The sequence below is a fragment of the Fibrobacter sp. UWCM genome (assembly GCF_900129735.1).
Taxonomy (GTDB): domain Bacteria; phylum Fibrobacterota; class Fibrobacteria; order Fibrobacterales; family Fibrobacteraceae; genus Fibrobacter.
In genome coordinates, this window is record NZ_FQWR01000029.1 from 18,900 (window position 1) to 37,860 (window position 18,961).

General features: G+C 55.3%; 12 protein-coding genes and 1 tRNA gene. 9 read left to right on the forward strand and 4 right to left on the reverse strand.

The window, feature by feature from the left end; all coding sequences use genetic code 11:
• Nucleotides 1–5 precede the first annotated feature (5 nt).
• The 3 genes from BUB22_RS14500 to ruvB all read left to right on the forward strand — a co-directional run bounded on the left by BUB22_RS14500 (nt 6) and on the right by ruvB (nt 2,693).
• Nucleotides 6–869 (forward strand): hypothetical protein, encoded by an 864-nt coding sequence (locus BUB22_RS14500; RefSeq protein WP_139259027.1) that lies wholly within the window; start codon nt 6–8, stop codon nt 867–869.
• A gap of 97 nt (nt 870–966) precedes the next feature.
• On the forward strand, nt 967–1,575 hold the full coding sequence (gene ruvA, locus BUB22_RS14505; protein ID WP_073116259.1) for a Holliday junction branch migration protein RuvA: 609 nt from the start codon (nt 967–969) through the stop codon (nt 1,573–1,575).
• Nucleotides 1,576–1,655: 80 nt separating this feature from the next.
• Nucleotides 1,656–2,693: a Holliday junction branch migration DNA helicase RuvB gene (ruvB, locus tag BUB22_RS14510; RefSeq protein WP_073116261.1), complete on the forward strand. Its 1,038-nt coding sequence runs from the start codon at nt 1,656–1,658 to the stop codon at nt 2,691–2,693.
• 70 nt (nt 2,694–2,763) lie between these two features.
• Here ruvB and BUB22_RS14515 read toward each other — a convergent pair whose 3' ends face one another.
• Nucleotides 2,764–4,356: a BamA/TamA family outer membrane protein gene (locus BUB22_RS14515; protein WP_083535563.1), complete on the reverse strand. Its 1,593-nt coding sequence runs from the start codon at nt 4,354–4,356 to the stop codon at nt 2,764–2,766.
• A gap of 28 nt (nt 4,357–4,384) precedes the next feature.
• Here BUB22_RS14515 and BUB22_RS14520 point away from each other — a divergent pair, with 28 nt between their 5' ends.
• From BUB22_RS14520 to BUB22_RS14540, 5 genes are all read left to right on the forward strand, one after another.
• Nucleotides 4,385–6,802: an MMPL family transporter gene (locus tag BUB22_RS14520; protein ID WP_073116263.1), complete on the forward strand. Its 2,418-nt coding sequence runs from the start codon at nt 4,385–4,387 to the stop codon at nt 6,800–6,802.
• Nucleotides 6,799–7,998 (forward strand): pyridoxal phosphate-dependent aminotransferase, encoded by a 1,200-nt coding sequence (locus BUB22_RS14525; RefSeq protein WP_073116265.1) that lies wholly within the window; start codon nt 6,799–6,801, stop codon nt 7,996–7,998. Before BUB22_RS14520 ends, BUB22_RS14525 begins: the two co-directional genes overlap by 4 nt.
• A gap of 23 nt (nt 7,999–8,021) precedes the next feature.
• Nucleotides 8,022–10,097, forward strand: a complete 2,076-nt coding sequence (locus BUB22_RS14530) for an ATP-binding cassette domain-containing protein (protein WP_073116266.1) — start codon at nt 8,022–8,024, stop codon at nt 10,095–10,097.
• Nucleotides 10,094–11,596 (forward strand): serine/threonine-protein kinase, encoded by a 1,503-nt coding sequence (locus tag BUB22_RS14535; protein ID WP_073116268.1) that lies wholly within the window; start codon nt 10,094–10,096, stop codon nt 11,594–11,596. Before BUB22_RS14530 ends, BUB22_RS14535 begins: the two co-directional genes overlap by 4 nt.
• A 172-nt stretch (nt 11,597–11,768) precedes the next feature.
• Nucleotides 11,769–12,164, forward strand: a complete 396-nt coding sequence (locus BUB22_RS14540) for a YraN family protein (RefSeq protein WP_073116281.1) — start codon at nt 11,769–11,771, stop codon at nt 12,162–12,164.
• A gap of 2 nt (nt 12,165–12,166) precedes the next feature.
• Here the strand turns inward: BUB22_RS14540 and BUB22_RS14545 are convergent, their stop codons facing one another.
• Nucleotides 12,167–15,406: an FISUMP domain-containing protein gene (locus BUB22_RS14545; RefSeq protein ID WP_073116270.1), complete on the reverse strand. Its 3,240-nt coding sequence runs from the start codon at nt 15,404–15,406 to the stop codon at nt 12,167–12,169.
• 59 nt (nt 15,407–15,465) lie between these two features.
• Here BUB22_RS14545 and BUB22_RS14550 point away from each other — a divergent pair, with 59 nt between their 5' ends.
• Nucleotides 15,466–16,059, forward strand: coding sequence for an L-threonylcarbamoyladenylate synthase (locus BUB22_RS14550; RefSeq protein ID WP_073116272.1), 594 nt, complete (start codon nt 15,466–15,468; stop codon nt 16,057–16,059).
• A gap of 250 nt (nt 16,060–16,309) precedes the next feature.
• Here the strand turns inward: BUB22_RS14550 and BUB22_RS14555 are convergent.
• Nucleotides 16,310–16,383, reverse strand: a tRNA-Pro gene (locus tag BUB22_RS14555).
• A 92-nt stretch (nt 16,384–16,475) separates the two neighbouring features.
• Nucleotides 16,476–18,961, reverse strand: a 2,486-nt coding sequence (locus tag BUB22_RS14560) for an FISUMP domain-containing protein (RefSeq protein WP_139259030.1), incomplete at its 5' end; no start/stop codon positions are given.

An 18,961-nucleotide genomic window follows, 5' to 3' on the forward strand; every position in this document is an offset into this window, starting at 1 on the left:
GCCCCATGTCGCGCTTACTGTGTCTAGCATTAGCCCTGCTCCTGGCCTCGTGCGCCTCGCTCGAAGAAACGAGACGGCATGCGGAACTGGACACCGTGGAGACAAAGGCTACTCCGGCCCCGGAATTTCGCGGCGCAGGCACGTATGTCGAAAACGGTTCCGTTGTCCTGGAAGGCCACGTAGCTTACCGCAACGAGCTTAACGCGGAAAGGGCAAGAGCGAAAAAGCAAGAAGACTATAAACTTGTCTACGATCTCGGGAATACGCCCGTCGAAGGTGCTTTCAGCGTGCTGTTCAAGGGCGAAGGGCCCTTTGTCAAGATAACGGCCGGCGCAGATTATTTCCCGTTCGTGGGACTTGTTTTCGGCGTGAACACGAAGCATTTCGAAGCAGGCGGATTTGTCTTTGACCACTTCTGGGACCGCACCTACCGTATCAAGGGAACCCTGTACGAGGAAACCTCCTATTACTCCGGGAGTACGGACTTTAATTGCCTTTGGGATAACGGTTCCTGCACCCTTGACTCCGTCGACAAGAGCCAAAAAGACCTTGATTACGAAGAGTACCTGATGACCCACCATTACGGATTGGGCCTGTTTGCATCGGTGTTCATCGGCGACTTTGTCCTGGAGTATTCCGGCAGTTTCTATACCGTAAAGATAACGGAAGATCCCGAAGTCGAAGAGGTAAAGCTGGGCAACAAGTGGCCGCTAGTGACAACGCAGCGCTTTTCGCTGGGCTACAACATTACTCCGAGTTATTCCCTCCGACTAGGCGGGATTCACGTGGCAGGCGACTTTGACGGCACCTACTGGGCGCTATCCGCCGACTTTACCTACAGGTTCTTCCTCCCGAAAAAGAAAAAGTAATCAGGCCGTCAAAAAAGGCTTGACAGAGCCCTTGATTTAGTATATATTTGTGCAGTAGCACAAAAGTGCATATACGAAAGTTCTATCCGGAGGCTTCATGATCGAGCGCATTCGCGGTATTCTGGCTGAAAAATCCCCCACCTTCGTGGTCGTGGACGTGAACGGCGTCGGGTACGGCGTGAACATTTCCGCATACACGGCTGGCAAGCTGCCCGAGGAGGGTTCCGAGGTCACGCTTTACACGAACCTCGTCGTGCGCGAGGATTCCATGACGCTGTTCGGCTTTGCCGACAAGACAGAGAAGAATATCTTCCTGATGCTGCTCGATGTGAACGGCGTGGGCCCCAAGATGGCCCAACGCATATTGAGCGGGGTTACACCCGCAGACCTCCTGAACATGATTGCAAGCGACAACAAGGCCGCCCTATCGAAAATCAAGGGACTCGGCAAAAAGACCTGCGAGCAGATGACGCTCAGCCTCAAGGAAAAGGCGGGAGCGCTATTGCAGGCGCTCGGCGACGTGGAAGGTTCGGGCATCACCGGCATGGGAGCCCTCACCGGCGCGAAGATGGAGGCGGTACTCGCCCTGCACACGCTCGGCGTAAAGGACCCCGCGGCAGAGAAGGCGGTCGTGAAGGCGGCGGAAATACTTGGAGATTCCGCAGACGCGGCGGCACTTATCCCCGAGGCATTAAAGTATCTTTAAAGCAATGAGCCCGATAGATTCTATCGCTACGCTCCAGAATGACAAGCAGGAATCTACGCTCCAGGATGACAGGTCATAGAATGGAAGACAACCGCATCATTTCACCGCAAAAGAGCGCATTTGACGAGAGCGACACCGACCGCAACCTCCGGCCGCCCAGCCTTGCAGAATTTACCGGCCAGGACGATATCAAGGAGAGCCTTTCCATCGCCATCGAGGCGGCCAAGCACCGCGGCGACGCGCTGGACCATTGCCTTTTTGCAGGGCCACCGGGCCTCGGCAAGACAACCCTCGCGGGCATCATCGCGAAAGAGATGGGCGTAAACATCCACATAACCAGCGGGCCCGTACTCGAGAAGGCAAGCGACCTCGCGGGCCTGCTCACGAGCCTGCAAGAGAACGACGTGCTGTTCATCGACGAGATTCACCGTCTGAACCGCACCGTAGAGGAATACCTCTACCCCGCCATGGAAGATTTCAGGCTCGATATCATGCTGGATTCTGGACCTGCCGCCCGGAGCGTAAACCTGCCGCTCAAGCACTTTACTCTCGTGGGCGCCACGACGCGAAGCGGCCAGCTTACCGGGCCGCTCCGCGACCGCTTCGGCCTGCAATACAGGCTTGAACTTTACAACGAGAAGGACATCGTCAAGATCCTGATGAGGAGTGCGGGTATTCTCGGGGTAGAACTTTCCGAAGATGCGGCCAAATTGCTGGGCGGGCGGTGTCGCGGCACGCCCCGCATCGCGAACCGCGTGCTCCGCCGGTGCCGCGACGTGGCGCAGGTGCGTGGCACGGGAATCATCGACGTGCAGGCGGCAAGCAAGACGCTCGACATGCTCGGAATCGACAGTGAAGGGCTAGACCCGACGGACCGCCGCATTCTCACGACGATGATAGACATGTTCGACGGCGGGCCCGTAGGCATCGGCACCATCAGTGCGGCCATGGGCGAAGAACCGAACACCATCGAGGAGGTTTACGAGCCCTACCTTATCCAGAAGGGGCTTTTGAACCGCACTCCCCGCGGGCGTATCGCCACACGCAACGCCTACATGATGTTGCACAAGACAATCCCCGCGAACAGGGCGGAAATCGACCAGCTGAACCTGTTCTAGGCAAGCGCCGCAAACACATAAACTCGCGCAGACCAGCTCAAACGTTGCAGGTTCGTGATGCGCAGACTTTCTAGCGGAATTCCGGCGCGATGGTAAGTACAAGGTTCACGCCGTGCAGGCCGTGGAACCCGAGCTGAACGCGGAACCAGTACATGTCTGGCCTGCGCACGCGCACACCGAATCCCCACGAGTTGTAGAACCGCTTGAACGACCAGTCCGTAAACCCGGGCGCATGCATCATGTATTCATCGAAAAGCACGCCATCCACGTAATAGTCTATAGGCCAGCGGTATTCGGCGCTCAGGCTCATCACGTGCCTTGCCGCCCACGAATCCTTGTACCCGCGCATGGGGAACCGCGTGCCGATAAACGGGAACGCATCAAAGCTCGCCGAACCCTGTTCCATTTCCCAGATATCGACCAGCCTGTACTGCAACGCAATCACGCGCCTTTCGAACAAGGTTTCGCGCACGTTCTCGGGCCGCCACATGCGTAGCGCCGCATCCCAGTTGAAATCCGTATAGAACCGCCTGTTCAGCCGTGCCTCCTTCTTCGAGAAATGGAAGGTTTCCGCCTTGCCGAAGTAGAAGTAATGTTGCAGCATGAGGTCGGTACGGATGTAGTCGTGGTTCAAGCCCTTGTCGCTCACATCCGCAAAACGGTTATGCCCAATCATTTTTGCGACATCGTCGTTCGAAAGCCCGTCGTAGTCGCTCACGAACACGTACCTTACCCCAAGTTCCATACGGGACCCGCGGCTCGGCGTAAACGGGAAATCCAGGTTGTCGTACAGGAGCGTCATCTTCAGCGGGTATTGCCTGAACTTCTGGTACAGCCCGCGCCCGGAGATATCAAACTTCGGGTCCACGAGAATGCTGTCCTGCGCCTTCTCGGGCAGGCTCCTGTCAATAAACTCGACACTTCCCGAGAATTCCAGGCTCCAGCGTCCATCTTCGGTCAACGGGAAGCCTGTGCGCAAGTCGATGTATGTCGAAGAATCCGGCATCACGAACGATTCCTTGGTGCCGGGAATAATGAAAACACCATCGCGGTCCAGGTACTGCCTCAAGCGCAATCCGCCGAACAGGCGCGTACCGAAGAGTTCGTGTTTCGTATAACGTAAATCGCCGTAGAAGTCGCCATTCGCAAAATACTGCGGGGAGACCACCAGGTAGTCCTTGTTCAGGAAAACGCTCCTGTGACGGTACGTGAAGCCGAGCATCGTGGAGTTGCCCGGTTTCAAGTTCATTATGGGGTACAGAAGCACGTTTTTCTTTTCACCGAAAGTAATCATGTCCACCGCTGTTTCGATAACGCCGTTATCGAAGGCGTAGCGGATGGGGGCCGCAATCGGGTAGACGACGCCGTTCAGCACGGGCTGGACAATGTGCTCGAAGGGCCAGTAAAAAATGCGCTTCCACCCGCCAGAAGACTGTTCTTCCGGAGCGGCCTGCGAAGTATCTGCAGCAGTCGAATCAACCTGCGCGGAATCGGCAGGAGCGGCAACGGCAGCCGAATCAACCTGCGCGGAATCCGCCGGAACGGGAGCGTCCTCGGCATGCACTACACAGGCCAACAGGAACAACGCGGACACGGCCCGGAGAAGGCAAACCTTCCCAAGGCGCTTATGTATCGTCGTGTTCACTCCCATGCGATTCATCATAAAGCAATTTATAATTATATTGTACACGATGTTTTCGCTTATCAGCAAAATAGTCAAAAGACTGACTCGATTTCCGATAGCCATCCTGGTTATCGGCACGATTTTCGCCATTCTGTCAGTCCCGCCCATCATGAACCTGCGCTGGGATATCCAGCTACAGGACACGCTTTCGTACAACGGGGAAGAAAACAGCGACTACAAGAAAATCGAGAAAGACTTCGGCGGGCTCGGTAGCCTTACCGTAGTCCTGCATTCAAGCGACAGCCTGCTCAACTACAATACGGCGAAGGCACTTGCGGGCAAGCTCCAAAACGACCCCCTCGTTCACTTCGTGGAATTCGAGACCGAAACGGACTTTTACACCAGGAACAGCCTGCTCTACATAGACGAGAGCGACCTGGATACGATTATCGCCCGCGTGGCCAAACTGAAGAAGCAGGCCATAGAAGAGAACAACCCGTTTATCGTGGAACTCGCAAGCGAGGATTCATCCGGAACAACTGCAAGCGATACGGGCCGCACCTCGGAAAACTTCGGCGACCTGCAGAAGAAGTACTTCGACATGATGGCGCAGAGCCATTCCAGCGCCGACGGCTCAATCCGCGTCGTGGACATCTACCCCACGCAATCGCACACCGACCTCAAGGCGAGCCGCGCCTTGCTTGCACTCACGCAAGACCACCTGGCCGAAATCAACGCAGGGAACGACATCCAGGTGTACTACACGGGCAAGGTGTACGACACCATCCGCAAGGGAAAAACGCTCCTGCCCGAAGCAAAGCTCGCAGGCAAGCTGACCGCCCTCCTGATTCTTCTCCTGTACGTCATCAACTTCTACAGGCAGCCGCAACTCATCGTAGTCTCGTCCATCGCGACAGCACTCCCGATTCTCTACACGCTCGCGCTCGCGGGCTGCATCTACGGACGCATAAACCTGTTCACGCTGCTCCTCGCCCTCGTGCTCCCCGGCCAGGCATGCCAAGTCGTGAGCCACGTACTCAAGCGCTACTTTATCGAGCGGGCACGCAACCTGAGCCCGCAGCTCTGCATAGAGAGTGCGGTACTTGGCATCGGGCCTTCGACCGGAGCGTTCACCTGTATCATGGCGGCGCTGTTTGCCTGCATGTTCTTCGTGCCGCTCCCGGGCCTGCAGGAACTTGCCGTACTCGGTTCGCTCGGCATTCTGCTTAACTGGTTCGTCACCATCCTAGTCACGTCTTCGCTCCTCCTGGTTTTCCAGAAGAACAAGCCCTTCGCCGTGAGCGACTTCCGCTTCAGCCGTGAATTCCAGATCCAGTTGCTCCCGCAAAAACTGAACGTCGTGCTCATCGCAATCATCTCGGTCATAAGCCTCGTCTGCCTTATCTACGGCGGCAAGGACCTCAAGTTCTTCTACGACTTCGACAAGACCGAAATCCAGAAGCCGCCTTCTGCAGCAGACTCGCTCATCGCGCAGACGGGGTTCCCCGAATATGACCCCATCATCATCCAGGTGCCGGACGAGGCATCGGGCAAGGAGCTCTACCGCAACTTCACGAAACTCAAGGAGCGCGGAGGAATCCCGAACATCAAGAAGATGTACACGCTCGCACAGTTCTCGCCGCACATGAGCGAGAGCCGGGCCGCAAAGCTCGATTCCCTGCAGGCGATGCTCACGCCGAACGTCATCTCGCAACTGGATTCGGGCCAGCTCCGCACATTCACGCTCATCCGCGAATCGCTCTACCGCAGGAACCTGGACGCGCACGACCAGCCCAAGAATATCCTGAGCAAGTTCAGCGACAAGAACGGGAACAACGGCGTGTTCGCATTCCTGTTCCACAACATAGACCCCGACGACGGCCTGCAGTGCAGGCACCTGAACAGCGACATCAAGAAGTTGCAGGGCATCCAGGACGGCGAATACAGGGTAACGGGCATTCCCGTCATACGCGCGACCGTGCTCGACGTTATCCTCAAGAACCTCGACAAGACCATTACCGTCGGGAGTTTCCTCGTGTGGTTCTTCCTGCTCCTTTACTACAACCGCTTTAGCCGTGCGATATTCACGATTCTCCCCTCGTTGTTCGCGATGAGCTGGCTGCTCATACTGATGCGCATCCTGGGAATAGAACTTTCCGTGTACAGTTCGCTTGCATTCCCCATCATCATCGGGGCAAGCGTCGACGGCTCATTGCAGTTATGGACCGCATTCTACAACAAGCAAGAAGGCACCGCGCTCACCGTGATGCAGAAAAAATTCTCGGGCATAGCGATTAGCCAGATGGCATCGCTTATCGCCTGCTACGTGCTGCTGATTTCATCGCACCCCGGGCTACGGAGCATAGGCCAGGTCATGCTTGTCGGGCTCATCTGCATATTCACCGCACAGTTTACCATATTCCCGCTTATCGCGGGTTCACTCGACCACTACCGCATCTGGAAAAAGAAACGAGAATCAAGATGACACGCGCTCTTTCTACCCGCACCGAAAACATTGCCGCATCGCTTACAGTCGCCATAGATACCCTAGCAAAACAGATGATTGCCGAAGGCAAGGACGTCGTGAGCCTCGGGGCGGGCGAACCCGACTTCCCTACCCCCAAGCCCATACGCGACGCCGCCTGCAACGCGATAAACGAGGGCAAGACCCGCTATACGGCCCCAGTGGGGATTCTCGAAGTCCGCAAGGCGGTTTGCGATAAACTAAAACGCGACAACGGACTCGAATACGCGCCCGAGCAGATTATCATGACGAGCGGGGCGAAACACGCCGTATTCAACGCACTTGCCGCCCTCATCAATCCCGGCGACGAAGTGATTATACCCGCGCCCTACTGGGTGACCTACCCCGAACTGGTAAAGTGGCTCGGGGGCAGCCCAGTGTTCGTGCAGGCGGGTATCGAGAACGATTTCAAGATTACCGCAGCGCAACTCGAGGCTGCCGTTACCGAAAGGACAAAGGCCATCCTCATCAACAACCCGTGCAACCCCACCGGGAGCGTCTATACGCGCGACGAGCTCGCAGCCCTCGCGAAGGTGATTGTCGAGAAGGATATCTACTGCATTTCGGACGAGGTTTACGAATACTTTGTCTACAACGGCGCGTTCACAAGCATTGCCTGTTTTGAAGGCATGCCGGAGCGCAGCATAGTCATAAACGGTTTCTCGAAATCGCACTGCATGACGGGATGGAGAATCGGTTACGATGCAGCCCCCGCACCCATCGCGAAAATCATCGGGAAAATCCAGGGCCAGGCGACGCACCACCCGAGCAACATCGCGCAGTACGCCGCCCTCGGGGCGCTCCAGATGGACATGGGCGAAGTAGAAAAGATGCAGGCAGCATTCCGCAAGCGCCGCGACTTTATGGTGTCGCAGGCCTCGCGCATTCTCGGCACGCCTGTCGCAGCACCCGCGGGTGCGTTCTACCTGTTCGCGCCCGTCGCAAAGTACTACGGCAAAAAGACTCCCGCGGGCACAACCGTCAGCGGGTCCATAGACTTCTGCAAGTACCTGCTCGAGACGCAAGGGCTCGCCATCGTGCCGGGCGACGCCTTCGGCGACGACACATGCGTGCGCTTCTCGTACGCCGCAAGCGACGAGACGCTCGCGAAGGCATGCGAACGCTTCGAGAAGGGGATTCTGGGCCTGCACGAATAAAACGGCACAAGAAGGTTACGCGAATGTTCCGTATCATCACACCCGATAAGGCAAAGCCGTTTACCATCGGACGCAAGGAAGGCAGCGACCTGCTCTTCACGGAACGTTTCGTATCCCGCGAACACGCCATCATAGAATATACCGAAGATGCGGGCGGCAGCGCCTGGCACATCCGGAGCCTCACCAAGAACAGCTTTACCCTCGTGAACGACGTGCAGGTAGAAGAAACCACCCTGCGCGACGGCGACGTTATCGGGATTGGCGTAAAGCAGTTGCACGTGAACCTCAAGGGCAAAGAACTCACCCTGCTCCTCTTTGACGCGAACGACGAGGTGGAGCGCGTGACGCTGGGAGATGCGCCCGAGACGCGGAAGGTGGGCGACGAGGAATCCCCCCGCGAAATCACCATCAGCAAAAAAGGCGACGGCGCCGAAATCGCATTCCGGCAGGGAGCCGTCGACGAGAACGGGAAAACACACCGCAGGCTCGTGCTCGCCCCGGGCGAAACCACGCGATACGACCAGACCGAAATCACCGCGAAGGACGGCGAAATCCTGCTCCGCAAGGCATCTGCGGGTTTCGACATCCACGTGCGCGACCTGGACGTTTTCGCGGGCAAAAAACAGCTCCTCTCGGGCATAGACTTCGACCTCCCCGCGGGCGAAATTCTCGCCATCATCGGGCGCTCTGGCCAAGGAAAATCGAGCCTTCTCAAGCTATTCGAGGGCAGTTACCGCAAGGGGGAACGCAGCAGCGTGCTTATCGGCGGCGTAGATTACCGGCACCGGGAAGTCCGCAAGCACATCGCCATCCTGGCACAGGACCCTCCCCTCCGTCAGGACCTTACCGTAGAGGAAACGCTCCTTCACGGGGCGCGCATCTCGATGGACCGGCAGGAATACGCGGCAACCTCAAGCGCAAAGCTCGAAAAATTCTGCGAACTCTTCGGGCTTTCTGCCCGCAGGCAGAACCGCATCAAGACCCTCAGCGGCGGTGAACTCCGGCGCACCGCCCTCGCGGCAGAACTCATGGGAAACCCCGGGCTCATCATCCTCGACGAACCGCTCTCGGGCCTGGACCCGTTCAACTCGCGCATACTCTGTTCCCACCTCAAGCAGCTCGCCTTCCTCGGGCACACGATAATCCTCACCACGCACAGTTACGAGGCGCTCCACATCGCGAACAAGGTACTCGTGCTGCACGCGGGCGAGCAGAGTTTCTACGGTACGCCGCAGGCCGCCTACCAGTTCTTCAAGACGAACGACCCCGAAAGCATCCTCTCGGGCCTGAACCAGGATTCTTCCTCCATCTGGAAAAAGTCGGGCTCCGTGAGCCGCGATACGGTAGAGAGCCATTACGGGCACATCTATTTCACAAGGCAAAAGGCGAAGGCATCGCTCGCCTACGGCATGGCACTCACGCTCCGGCAGTGGTTCCGCGACAAGGGTAAAACGGCGGCACTGCTGCTACAGCCGTTCATTATCGGGTTCCTCTTCTCGCAGATTTTCTCGAAGACATCCTCCCTCTGGACGGTATCCTTCGCCATCATCCTCTGCGCGAACTGGTTCGCCCTATCGCTTTCCATACGCGAAATCGTGCAGGAGAAGGGCATACTCCGGGGCGAATTCCGCAAGGGCGCGAAAGTTCTCCCCTATCTCGCAGGCAAACTCGCGCTCCCGACCGTAGCTGCGTTCCTGCAGACTGCCATCGTGTACGCATTTGTCGCCTACCGCATTCCCGTGCACCCCTCGCCCGCCCTGCTCGCGGTAGCGTTCGCCTGCACCGTCGCACCCGCAGTCGCCATGGGCATCCTCGTAAGTTCGCTCTCCCGGAATTCCGGGCAGGCAAACGCGTTCCTCCCGCTGCTCATTATCCCGCAAGTGGCGCTCGCCGGCGCGCTCGTGCCCTTCGACCAGATGCAACAGGTAGGCAAGTGGCTTTCGACCGTCGTGTGGTCGTGCTACAACCAGAGCACGCTCCTGAACCTGCTGCTGGAACGCCCCGATGACGTTTGGAACAAACTTTCGGCGCTTATACTCGCCCTCATATTTTGTATTATTACCGCATTCATTCTACTTAGATCGAAAAAAGCAAAATGACCGAACATGCTGCACAGAATTTTCCGCGCCCCTTTAACGAGAACTACGACCTCATCGGCACTCTCGGCAAGGGCGGGATGGGACTTGTTTACAAGGCACTCGACAAGAAGCTAAAACGCGAAGTCGCATTCAAGATTCTAGACGCATCTGCCGACGAAGAGGCCATCCAGAGGTTCTACCTGGAAGCCCAGGCCATGAAGGAACTCGACCACCAGAACATAGTGCACGTGTTCGACTTCGGTAAGCAGGACAACCAGCTGTTCATCGCGATGACCTACGTTCAGGGGTTCTCGCTTTCCGACGTTCTGCAGCGCCAGAGCAAGCTCCCCTTCGACGCCATCGAGGTCATTATCCGCCAGATTGCCCGTGGCCTCCTCTACGCCCACAGCAAAGGGATTGTCCACCGCGACGTGAAGCCCTCGAACATCATGCTCACCCGCGACAACCGCGTGTACGTGATGGATTTTGGCATCTCGTATATCCAGGAAATGGAGAAGGACAGGCTCACCAAAACGGGAATGACCATGGGAACGCCCGAATACATGAGCCCCGAGCAGTGCCACGGCGACGAGGTGACGCTCCAGTCCGACATTTACAGCATGGGCGTTATCTTGTACGAAATGACCTGCGGCCGTCTCCCCTTCCAGGGAAACCGTCCTGTAGAAATCGCGCTCAAGCACGTGCAGGAACCGCCCCCGGACCCCAAGCAGTTCCGCCCCGACATGCCGAAGGGCCTTTCGGAACTTATCCTCAAGTGCCTCAAGAAAAAACTAAACGAGCGATTCCACGACATGCAGGAATTCCTCGACGAATGCGACCAGGTGTTCCCGCCCAAGGACGCGCACAACAACACGAGATTCGGCAAAAAGCAGTCGCTGCTCAGGCACCCGACCTCCATCGCCGAGGCCGCCACGCGCATACCCGCAAGCGTGCGTGTTATCCGCAGGCGACTCACCGCACTAGCCATCTCGCTGTTCCCGCTGCTGATTCTTTTGATGGTGCTCCTGATGCTCACGTACAAGCCCGAAAGCACGCTCCGCGAAATCGAGTGGGACGATGCCCTCGGCAACTTCGAGCAGTCGGCCATCGAGGCGGACATCTCGGGCGGCTATCCCATCGACAACCTCGTGGATGGCGACCTCAAGACGGCATGGCTCACCGCGATGCCCGCAAAGCCGCAGAACCCGGTGCTCACGCTCTTCTTCGAGAAGAAAACGCTCATCACGCACATCGGATTTGCCGTCGGCTACCAGAAATCCGTCGACGACCCGTTCGGCGACCGCTTCCGCATTTTCAAGAAGCCCAAGTCGCTCACCCTCGAAACAAAGGAAGGATTCAAGCAGAAGATTAAGCTCGAGAACGTGAAGGGAATGCAGTACCCGGTGCTCCAGGCGATGGAATCCAGCGAAATCAAGATATACCTCGACGAAGTGTACGAGGCCGACAACAAGGATTTCGCAATTTCCGAAGTGAGGATGCTCGGCATGGAACTGCCCTAGTCACGAATTGACATAGCCCGCAGGGGCGACCTTATTAGAACATGCGATACGCTCGCGTGTTCTTTTTTTTGTAAAACTTCAACGACGCAAAAAGGAACAAAACATGGAAATAAAGAACAAAGTAAATTTGCAAACCATTCGCAAATTCAAAAACAGGCAAAACGGGGGCAACATGGCAACGAACCGCCCGAAAGGGAACTTCGTAGAGACGCAGGCCGCCGCGTACTTAAGCCGCGAGGGCTACCAGGTAATCGCGCGCAACTACGCCTACTGCGGCGGAGAACTCGACATCGTGGCAAAGCAGGGCGAAACAATCGTGTTCGTGGAGGTAAAGTCGGTGTGGAACGCGGGCGAAGGCAACCCCGCCGCGCGAGTGAATGCGCAGAAGCAGAAAAAAGTCTGGAAAACGGCGTGCCACTTTCTGCACACGCACAGGGATGCCGCCCCCAAGGGGTTCGATCAGCCGTGCCGTTTCGACGTGCTCAGCGCCCGCATGTACATAAAGCCCGTGCAGTTTGAACACTTCAAGGGCGCATTCGAGGGCACGCAGGTGATACCGCAGTGTTGATTCTAGTCCTGGATGCAGCGGACTGAGTAGCTTGTAACTTTCATATTATCAACAACATTTACATCGTCATCATTGCAGGAAACTTCCATGGTGTAAGCAGAGTCTTCTCTGCGCTCAGTAGAAGTCCACAAAAAACCAGCGCATGTGCTATGGTAGGTTCCTGCTTCAGACCTGACTCCAGCAGGAAACAGCGTGAAATTAAAAACATCAAAGCCATTACCAGATGGCCAACCATATTTTGCTTTAAGTCTATAGCCGGCCTTGCCTTCACAAGATTCATTTGACCATTCTCCGCTGCTATTCTGATACCAACCATACCCATATTCAGCCCAGGCGATCAGTTCGTTCACTTCCTGTAGTGTCGGTAGGTGCCAACCGATGGGACAAGCCTTCATTGCGGCAGACCAAGTATATAGCCGGCCATATTTGTCGCATTTGCTTTCCGAATCATCGAAACAATAGCTTTCGTCTGTTTCATAATTCAGATTTTCTTTCATCCATAGTTTACCGGCTATCAATACCGTCCCATACTGTCTCCCAGAGGCATCTTTCATACGTCCGGAGGAATCTCCGTCAGCAACAGGAATCCAGCCATCATCTTCAGTGCACTTTTGCATTTTACCATTCAACTTGTAAATGAAATTATAGATATTCTCCACACAAGCCCTACCGTCATCTATTTCTGCAACGGTTGCTTGCCTGAACACACCTTTATCGCATACATATTTTTTGTAAGTATTTACACGACCGTTCAAAATGCTACCAAAGCCATGCTTACCCAAATTGCTGCACTCATTTTCGGCTTCATGGGTATCGTTATACAAGTCAGAAGCAGGAATCCACCTGCGAATGGTATCCGACGCAACCTGTTCCGTACATACATAATACAGATCGTTATACTTGGCAGGCGTAGAATAATCGCCATTTGTGATGCAAGCCTTCTCTAGCAAACTATCCAAGGCGGTTCCGTAACGCCAGCCATCTTGGTATACATAGTACAGGTTCGGATTTAACGGTCCCCTGCGAACAGTCCCTTCATCAGCAGTCTTGGGCAATTTCGTGACATCTTTCTCAATGTCGGTCGCCTCGCGCCATGCATAAGGCAACTGCTCGTTATTCACCAGAACAAGTTTGTCAGAGGCACAGGTATACCAGGCTTTGGTTTCGCCGACCGAAACACTCTTGACTGTGTCCAAATTATTTTTAGTACAAGGTCCCAGGTCTTTCACCACATCAAGTTCCGTCCCGTAGCGCCACTTGCCCACTTCTGTTTCCGAGGTATCTTCAAATACATAAACAAGCGACTTGTTCACATTACCGACCCTTGCAGTGTCCCTATTAGGCGTACCGAACCCAGCCGTATCTGCTTCAGCGGTTGTAGCCTCGCGCCAGGCGAAGGGAACGGAAGCATCATCACCAACATCACAAATGTACCACACAGGCTCATGCCTTACCATGAGACTGTCGGTCATACCCCTGTTGGCGGCAACACAACTGGCCCTCAAAGCCGTATCCAAGACGGTGCCGCGGCGCCACACGCTATCCTTCACATACACAAAGTCCGTGTTTATTTTGCCTGCAACGGCAGTGTCGGCAGGCAAATCCTTCGCAAGCGCGGCGACATCCTTCTCAACATCAGTCGCGAAACGCCATGCGAACGAGTCGCCGGAAGCCGCACAAATCAAACGCACCAGGCTGTTGTCGCCGTCTGCGTATGCGGAATCGTTCGCGGCATAGTTGGCGGAGTTCTTGTTTTTGACGGCGAAGAGCGCGCCTACGTTACTGGAGTCGCACTTATCCACGTCGAGTTCCTTCATCCAGAAGTTCGTAACGTGCTGTTCGAACGCGGGGGCCGCGCTCTCGGCAAGTTTCCAGCCTTCCACGTTCGCACGGACAGTGGCAAGACGACCTTCAAGGTCCGCCTTCATCGCCCAGTCCGCAATCTGCGCGCGCTGCTTGGCGTTGTCCCACTGGCCGTTGTCGCCCAGGTCAACGCTCAGTGATGCAAGGAGGGCCGTCAACTCAGATTCATTGCGGTCGCCCTGGAGGAGAACGGAGATTGCAAGCAGGGCGGCGTTGCCCTTGCCTTCCTTGAGCACGTTCAAGTCTTCGGCCAAGCCTTCGAAGCCCGAATTGTCGATGCCGAACGCAGTGAAGAGTTCCTTCTCGGCGGCCATCTTCGCCTTGGTTACAGAAGAATCCTTCCTCGTGACAAGGTACTGCACGCGGTCGTACTCGAGGTGGGTCACCAGGTTGATGTTCGCGGAGGAGCGTCCCTTCAGGTTGGTCAATGCGCGCAGCTTGATGGCGGCGGAACTGTTCTCGCCCGTCACCTCGTTGCGGTAGAAGCCGTCCGCCACAATATAGGCGAACGCACTGTTCAATTTTACAGTCTTGATATCGAACGTGCCATCGGCGCGTTCAATCTTGCCGCCGAACGTCTTGCCCGTCTGCTTGAGCGAGCGGCCGTTCTGCAGTTCGTACGCCGTAATATCCGTACCCGTCACAAACGGACCCTTCTGGCTCACGCCGCTCAGGCTAATAGCACTATCCAGAGTAGCGCAGTCCTCGGCACTCACGTTAGCGTCGCATGCCTCGGGCTGTTCGACGTAGCCCGTCAGGTCCATCATGAACGTTTCCGAACCGCAGGCGATGGTCGCGGTCAATGCGGTGGATTCCTTTATGGTACAGCCAGCGCCGTTCGTACCGTTGGTGCCGTCCTTGCCGGGATCGCCCGGGTCACCTTTAGCGCCATCATCACCCTTTGCACCAGGTGCGCCGTCCTTGCCGTTGGCGCCGTCCTTGCCAGCTTCGCCCGGCTCACCCTTTGCACCATCAGCGCCATCTTTGCCGTTCTTCACCGTGCCGATGGATTCCCCGTTACAGAAAATCTCGAAGCCCGTGCCGTCGTTCAAACTCGTGGAGGTACAGACGTTGTCGCCCACGCTCACCGTGTTCGCGCCGAGCGACATCCACTCCTTGCCGTCGCAACCCAGGAACTCGTGAGTCTCCTTGACGAACGCTGTCTGACCCGCGATATCCTCGGTACATGCAGGCAGGTCATCGGTGGACTTGATTGCGCCAACGTTCGCATTGATTTCGGTGATGTCGTCACCGCAGGCAGAGAGCCCGAAGGCAAGAGCAGTGGTCAGTGCAGAGACAAGACGTACAGATCCTCGCCTACGCGAGGATGACGTCAAGCAAGAGTGTGACACGGAGAGAAAACGGTTCAAGGACTTCATAGGACGGTTCCTTTCTCTTAAATCGCACCAAAATGTAATAAATTATTTATATTATCGCCATGCGTTTTGAAGTACATCCCGTAAACCCGCAGGCGAGAATCGTGAAACTCGCCGCAGCCGCCCTCGAAGACGACGCGCTGGTACTCTACCCCACCGAATCCGGCTATGCCATCGGCTGCAATGCAGAATCCCCGAAGGCAATCCACAAGCTTTACGCCCTCAAGAAGCCTATGAAGAAGTTCTTCATGGCGCTCATCGTACCCGACATACGCAGCGCTACAGACTACGCCCGCATTGACAACTTTGCGTTCAACATCATGAAGCCGCGCGTGCCAGGGCCCTACACCTTCATTCTGCCCGCCGACCCGCACATCGCCCGTAGGCTCGACGTGAAGCGCCCCGAAATCGGCATTCGCATGCCCACGCACCCGTTTTTCAAGGAACTCTTCCAGCATTTCGACAAGCCCATCCTCAGCACGGCGGCGAAACTCAGCGAAGAGGACATTTTCGATACCGACGAAATCTGGAAGACCTTCGAGCACTCCGTCGAGATGATGGTCGACTGCGGTCCCATCGAGATTAACCCGACGAACATAATAAGCCTCATCGGCGGGAACGTCGAGGTAATCCGCGGCGAACTGCTGGACCCGTAAAGTTGCGTTATTTTTCGTTCCCTTTATACGCAAAAGGCCTCCCATAGGGAGGCGTTTTGCGTATCGGGGTAGCCAGATTGCAAAATGTCGCTTTGCTCCATTTTGCCCTACGGGCTTATGCTAGCGCATAAGCTCAAAAACACCTTTACTTTCGCTTCGCTCAACGGTGTTTTTTTCAAACTGACTCCATCATTTCGATTTGGCGATACCCAAGATACACAAAGGTCCCCATAAAGGGGACCTTTGTGTATCGGGGTAGCCAGATTCGAACTGACGACATTCTGCTCCCAAAGCAGACGCTCTACCAGGCTGAGCTACACCCCGATAGCCCAAATATAGTAAAAACTATAGAAAAAGGCGGGTGGCATAAGTTTTTCGTTTGACTATCCCGAGAGCAACAGCACCCGGAATTGCGGCTAGTCCTGGACACAGCGGACGCTATACGCGTTCGGTTTGGTTAGGTCAGCATCGCCATAGGTCACGTCATTTTCACCCGTTTTCAAAATCAAATATGCCGCTCTCGTAGCACCAGCATTCGCATTTGACGTAGAAGTCCAGAGTAAGGCCCAAGTACCAAAATTATAGTAAGCATTAGAAGAAGCAACATAATAGCCCGCAGGTCGGGCATCGAAGGCAACAGCATCACTGCCGTCCCAATGCCAATAACTTTTCAGGGCTCTTCCCTCTCCAGTAGAAGAACCATTTGTTGCCTCGTTCATCAACGTATGATATTCTGATCGCGTCGGCAAGTGCCAGCCAGCAGGGCAAGCCTTCATTGCAGCGCCAAAGGTATAAAGACGTCCATACACATGGCAACTATCCGATTTGTAACAATAACTACTATCAACATTGTAGTAAAGATTCGATCTCATCCATTGCTGGTTTCCAACCACAGTAGTATTGTACCTGTTTCCAGCGCCATCCTTCACATATCCTATCGATCTGTCTTCTGTACGAACCCATCCGTTATCGGTACACGTACGGAATACAGCTTCCAACCTAGCAATATAACCCTTTATAAATGTTACACATGCGCGGTTGTAACTTATTTCGTCACTATTTGCAAGCCTGAAATTACTTGCGCTCTGGCACGCATAGAATTTATCCTTATTTACACGGCCAGCCATAAGGGAGCCATCGCCATACGCTCCACTCGCACTGCAAGCAGAGCGCGATTCATACGTATCATTGAAAAGGTCGGGAGCAGGAACCCACTTGCGTACGGTATCCCCTGTCGACTGAGCAGTACATACATAATACAGGTTATTGTATTTGTAGGTCTTCAAGGTATCGTTGTTTGTTATACATGCTCTGTAGCCCGCTTGCTTGAAGATGTAATCCAAGGTGGTTCCGTGCCTCCAAGTAGAATTTTGGCGAACGTAAGTCAAATTCGCATTTACCTTTCCCTTCTTGACATCACCCGTTGAATAGCTATAAGCACCCCAGCCCACGGTATCCTTTTCAATGTCTTTCGCCTTCCGCCAGTTATATGTAACCGAGAATCCATCGATACTTGTGGAGAATTCGTTAACGCATTTGTACCAGTCATCAGCAGTACCGCCATTGCTCTGCTTGACGTTGTTCCTCTGGGTCTGTGTGCACGCCCCGAGGCCGGCTTTTTCGAAGTCTGTCGCAGGTCTCCATCCATAAGAATCCTTCACATAATACAGGTTCGTATTCACTCTGCCCGCGGAATATGTACCTACAGCAGCCGTAGCCGAAAGCGGATATGTGTCCATTTCGTAGTTTGTAGCCTTAACCCAAGCCTTATTCCTGTATGCATAGTAATGCGAATGGTCTATGTTTCCGGTTCTCACGGAATCAGCCCTTGAAGTCGGGGCGGACCAACCATAAATATCCGCCTCTTCTGCCGTCGAAGAACGCCAGGCATTTGCAACGCTAGCACCGTTCTCTACAACCCCTTCTGAAGAGCAAGTGTAATAAAACTTGTTACTTCGAACCTTGATTCTCCCCACCTTGGCAGCAAGGCAACCTTCGCCCAGCAGTAAGTCGAGGGTCGTCCCGCGGCGCCATGCATTCTTTTCGTAAACATACACGCGCGAGTTATCTATATTGCCAGTCCTTACGGAGTCATTTGTCGGAGCGGTCCAGCCAAATATATCGGCCTCATCGGCGGTAGAGTTTCGCCAGGTTTTACTGACAATCGCACCATCGGATAGGATTTTCGCCTCATCCGTACAGGTGTAGTACTGGCCAGCGGATGTCTTGACTACTTCGCCCTTGATGTCGTCAAGGCAGACCTTGCCTAACAGGTAGTCATTCTCGGTACCACGACGCCAGCCATTCTCTTCGTACACAAAGAAGCGTCCCTTGTTGACGTGACCGAGCTTGATGGAATCTGCCGCGGTTTCGGGGATTCCGAACTGAGCCGTATCGGCCTCGGCTTCCTTGGCGAGTCTCCAGGACGTGGGAATTACATAACCGCCGAGTTTGCTGCCGTCCGTCGCACAGATGTACCACGTGGTATCGGTCGCATCGGCCGTGAACGTGGTGGTATTCTTGATAGTGTTCACGCAGGCGGCGTCGAGGGAGGCATCAAGTTCCGTACCGCGGCGCCAGTCGCCGTTTTCCTTCACATACACGAAGCTCGTGTTGATCTTGCCGTTTGCAGCAGAGCCTTCGTCCGCATCACCTGCAAGCGCGGCGACATCCTTCTCAAGGTCGGTCGCGAATCTCCATGCATAAGAATCGCCGGAAGCCGCACAAATCAAACGCACCAGGCTGCTGTCGCCATCCGTGTATACAGAGTCGTTCGCGGCGTAGTAGGCGGAGTACGCATTCTTTGTGGCGAAGAGCGCGCCTTCGTTGTCGGATGAGCACGTGTCCACGCCGAGTTCCTGCATCCAGAAGTTCGTCACGTGCTGTTCGAACGCGGGGGCCG

Coding starts and splice junctions, on each gene's coding strand:
- BUB22_RS14500 (WP_139259027.1), top strand. CDS start 6: ATGTCGCGCTTACTGTGTCTAGCATTAGCCCTGCTCCTGGCCTCGTGC.
- ruvA (WP_073116259.1), top strand. CDS start 967: ATGATCGAGCGCATTCGCGGTATTCTGGCTGAAAAATCCCCCACCTTC.
- ruvB (WP_073116261.1), top strand. CDS start 1,656: ATGGAAGACAACCGCATCATTTCACCGCAAAAGAGCGCATTTGACGAG.
- BUB22_RS14515 (WP_083535563.1), bottom strand. CDS start 4,356: ATGATGAATCGCATGGGAGTGAACACGACGATACATAAGCGCCTTGGG.
- BUB22_RS14520 (WP_073116263.1), top strand. CDS start 4,385: ATGTTTTCGCTTATCAGCAAAATAGTCAAAAGACTGACTCGATTTCCG.
- BUB22_RS14525 (WP_073116265.1), top strand. CDS start 6,799: ATGACACGCGCTCTTTCTACCCGCACCGAAAACATTGCCGCATCGCTT.
- BUB22_RS14530 (WP_073116266.1), top strand. CDS start 8,022: ATGTTCCGTATCATCACACCCGATAAGGCAAAGCCGTTTACCATCGGA.
- BUB22_RS14535 (WP_073116268.1), top strand. CDS start 10,094: ATGACCGAACATGCTGCACAGAATTTTCCGCGCCCCTTTAACGAGAAC.
- BUB22_RS14540 (WP_073116281.1), top strand. CDS start 11,769: ATGGCAACGAACCGCCCGAAAGGGAACTTCGTAGAGACGCAGGCCGCC.
- BUB22_RS14545 (WP_073116270.1), bottom strand. CDS start 15,406: ATGAAGTCCTTGAACCGTTTTCTCTCCGTGTCACACTCTTGCTTGACG.
- BUB22_RS14550 (WP_073116272.1), top strand. CDS start 15,466: ATGCGTTTTGAAGTACATCCCGTAAACCCGCAGGCGAGAATCGTGAAA.